The sequence below is a fragment of the Mesorhizobium sp. M7A.F.Ca.CA.003.01.2.1 genome, from assembly GCF_003998945.1.
Lineage (GTDB): Bacteria > Pseudomonadota > Alphaproteobacteria > Rhizobiales > Rhizobiaceae > Mesorhizobium > Mesorhizobium ciceri.
In genome coordinates, this window is sequence record NZ_RZRA01000826.1 from 1 (window position 1) to 2,562 (window position 2,562).

General features: G+C 64.6%; 4 protein-coding genes. 3 read left to right on the top strand and 1 reads right to left on the bottom strand.

Annotated elements, in window-relative coordinates; genetic code table 11:
• Positions 1-303, top strand: a 303-nt coding sequence (locus tag EN969_RS26195) for a YraN family protein (RefSeq protein WP_127419522.1), incomplete at its 5' end; no start/stop codon positions are given.
• 80 nt (positions 304-383) lie between these two features.
• On the opposite strand, the gene EN969_RS26200 is transcribed toward EN969_RS26195, so the two are convergent.
• Entirely contained in the window at positions 384-1,190 is an 807-nt protein-coding gene (locus EN969_RS26200) for an undecaprenyl-diphosphate phosphatase (protein WP_013528623.1), read from the bottom strand.
• Between the two features lie 160 nt (positions 1,191-1,350).
• Between EN969_RS26200 and EN969_RS26205 the strand changes: the two genes are divergently transcribed.
• Together EN969_RS26205 and EN969_RS26210 are read left to right on the top strand one after the other, a co-directional pair.
• On the top strand, positions 1,351-2,043 hold the full coding sequence (locus EN969_RS26205) for a glutathione S-transferase family protein (RefSeq protein ID WP_013528622.1): 693 nt from the start codon (positions 1,351-1,353) through the stop codon (positions 2,041-2,043).
• On the top strand, positions 2,024-2,562 hold a 539-nt coding region (locus EN969_RS26210), incomplete at its 3' end, for a QueG-associated DUF1730 domain-containing protein (protein WP_127419523.1). The genes EN969_RS26205 and EN969_RS26210, both read left to right, overlap by 20 nt.

Genomic DNA, 2,562 nt, shown 5'->3' on the forward strand with positions numbered 1-2,562 from the left:
GCGCTGATGCTGAAGGGCTACCGGATCCTGGCGCGCCGCCACCGCACGCGCTTCGGCGAGATCGACCTGATCGCGCGGCGCGGCGACCTGGTGCTGTTCGTCGAGGTCAAGGCGCGCCGGTCGCTGATGGAAGCCATGGAGGCGATCGGCCACGAATCGGAACGTCGAATAGAAGGCGCGGCCGACATCTGGCTGTCGCGCCAAGCGGACTACGGCAGGCTGTCGATGCGCTTCGACATGGTCGCCGTGCTGCCCTGGCGCTGGCCGGTGCATGTCGAGAACGCGTTTTATGGGAAGAGTTAGAGGGGGCAGCCCTCCTTCATTCGTCATCCACGGGCGGAGCCCGTGGGACGAAGCGTGAGGGCCGCTACGCGGAACACTCCTCACCCCCAGATCATCAACGCCACCAACCCGACACCGCCCACCACCAGCCGCCACCAGCCGAACAGCGAGTAACCCTTGCGCGAGACGTAATCGAGCAGGAAGCGCACGACGATGAGCGCCGTGACAAAGGCGGCGACGAAGCCGACGGCGATGATCGGCAGGTCGGCGCTGCTCAGCACGTTGCGGTTCTTGAACAGGTCGAAGGCGAAGGCGCCGACCATGGTCGGGATTGCAAGGAAGAAGGAAAATTCAGCGGCCGCGCGCTTGTCGACGCCCAAAAGCAGGGCGCCGACGATGGTCGAGCCCGAACGCGATGTGCCGGGAATGAGCGACAGGCACTGGAAAAGCCCGATCTGCAGGTAAAGCCGGGTCGGGAAGCGCTCGACGTCGCGATAAACCGGCTTGAGGTTCATGCGGTCGACCACCAGCAGCACGACGCCGCCGATAATCAGCATGATGCAGATCAGCCTCGGCGATTCGAACAGCACCGTCTTTATGAAATCATGCGCCAGCGCGCCGATGAATGCCGCCGGCAGGAAGGCGATGAGGATGCCGATGACGAAATGCCTGGTCAGTCGGTCGTGCGGCAGTTCGAGCAGCATTTTCCAGAGGCGGCGGAAATAAACGCTGAGGATCGCCAGGATGGCGCCGAGCTGGATCAGGATCTCGAAGGCCTTGCCGGTCGAGTGGAAGCCGAGGAAATGGCCAGCGAGCAGGATATGGCCGGTCGAGGACACCGGTATGAACTCGGTCAGCCCCTCCAGCAGGCCGAGCAGCAGGGCTTCGACGATGGTCTGGCTTTCCATGGCTACCTCGGCATTGGCATGACGGCTGACAGAAGGGCTTGCTTGTCATGGCGTTGAAGTCCCCCTATAGGTCGCAACACCCTGACGGCCCGCTAACCGGGCGGCCAAGACTTACCGGTGCGCCCTGCGATTCGCCAGTGCGCTTTATCATCGCGGAACCATGCTGACGCTTTTCCACCATCCCATGTTCGCCACCTGTCGCTTCGTCCGCCTCGCATTCGGCGAGTATGGCGAGGAGCTGGCTTTGATCGAGGAAAAGCCGTGGACCCGGCGCAAGGAGTTCCTGGCGCTGAACCCGGCCGGCACGCTGCCGATCCTGCTGGCCGAAGGCGACGTGCCGATCGTCGGCGCGACGGTCATATCGGAATATCTCGATGAAACGCGCGGCGTGCTGAAGCGCGACAAGCGGCTGTTCGCCGAGGACCCGATGCAGCGCGCCGAAATCCGCCGGCTCATCGACTGGTATCTCAACAAGGCTGAAAGCGAAGTCACCCGCCATCTGGTGCGTGAGCGCGTGCTGAAGCCGGTCATGCCGGAAACGGCGGGCGGCGGCTCGCCCGACTCGGGCGCGATCCGTGCGGCGCGCGCCAACATCCGCCAGCACATGAAATACACCAACTGGCTGGCCGGCACCCGCCATTGGCTGGCCGGCTCGAGGGTCACCTATGCCGATCTCGCGGCCGCGGCGACGCTGTCGGTGCTCGATTATCTCGGCGAGATAGACTGGCGCGAGCACAGCGCTGCTCGCGAATGGTACACGCGGGTCAAGTCGCGGCCTTCCTTCCGGCCGCTTTTGACCGACCGGGTGCGCGGCCTGTCACCGGTGTCGCATTATGCGGACCTCGACTTCTGACGCCGCAAAACTGCGCGCGCTGATCGACGCTGAGGCGCAGCGCGCCGGCTTCGATGCCGTCGCCGTCACCTCCCCCGATGCGATCCCGCTGGCGCCGGCGCGCCTGGCCGAATTCGTCGCCGATGGCTTTCACGGCTCAATGGACTGGATCGCCGAGACGCTGCAACGCCGCAGTGAACCAACGGCCCTCTGGCCGCAGGTACGCTCGATCGTCGTGCTGGCGATGAACTACGGCCCCGACCATGATCTTCGCGAAGTGCTGGCCAAGCGCGACCGCGGCGCGATCTCGGTCTATGCGCAAAACCGCGACTATCACGATGTGATGAAAGGCCGGCTGAAGGAGATCGCCGGCAAGCTCGTTGCCCGCGCCGGCGGTGACGTGAAGGTGTTCGTCGACACCGCACCTGTCATGGAAAAGCCGCTGGCCGAAGCCGCCGGGCTTGGCTGGCAAGGCAAACACACCAATCTGGTCAGCCGCGAGCACGGCTCCTGGCTGTTCCTCGGCACCATCTTCACCAC

Bases quoted from the DNA above. Each gene is read 5' to 3' on its own strand.
- EN969_RS26200 (WP_013528623.1), bottom strand. From the start codon at position 1,190: ATGGAAAGCCAGACCATCGTCGAAGCCCTGCTGCTCGGCCTGCTGGAG.
- EN969_RS26205 (WP_013528622.1), top strand. From the start codon at position 1,351: ATGCTGACGCTTTTCCACCATCCCATGTTCGCCACCTGTCGCTTCGTC.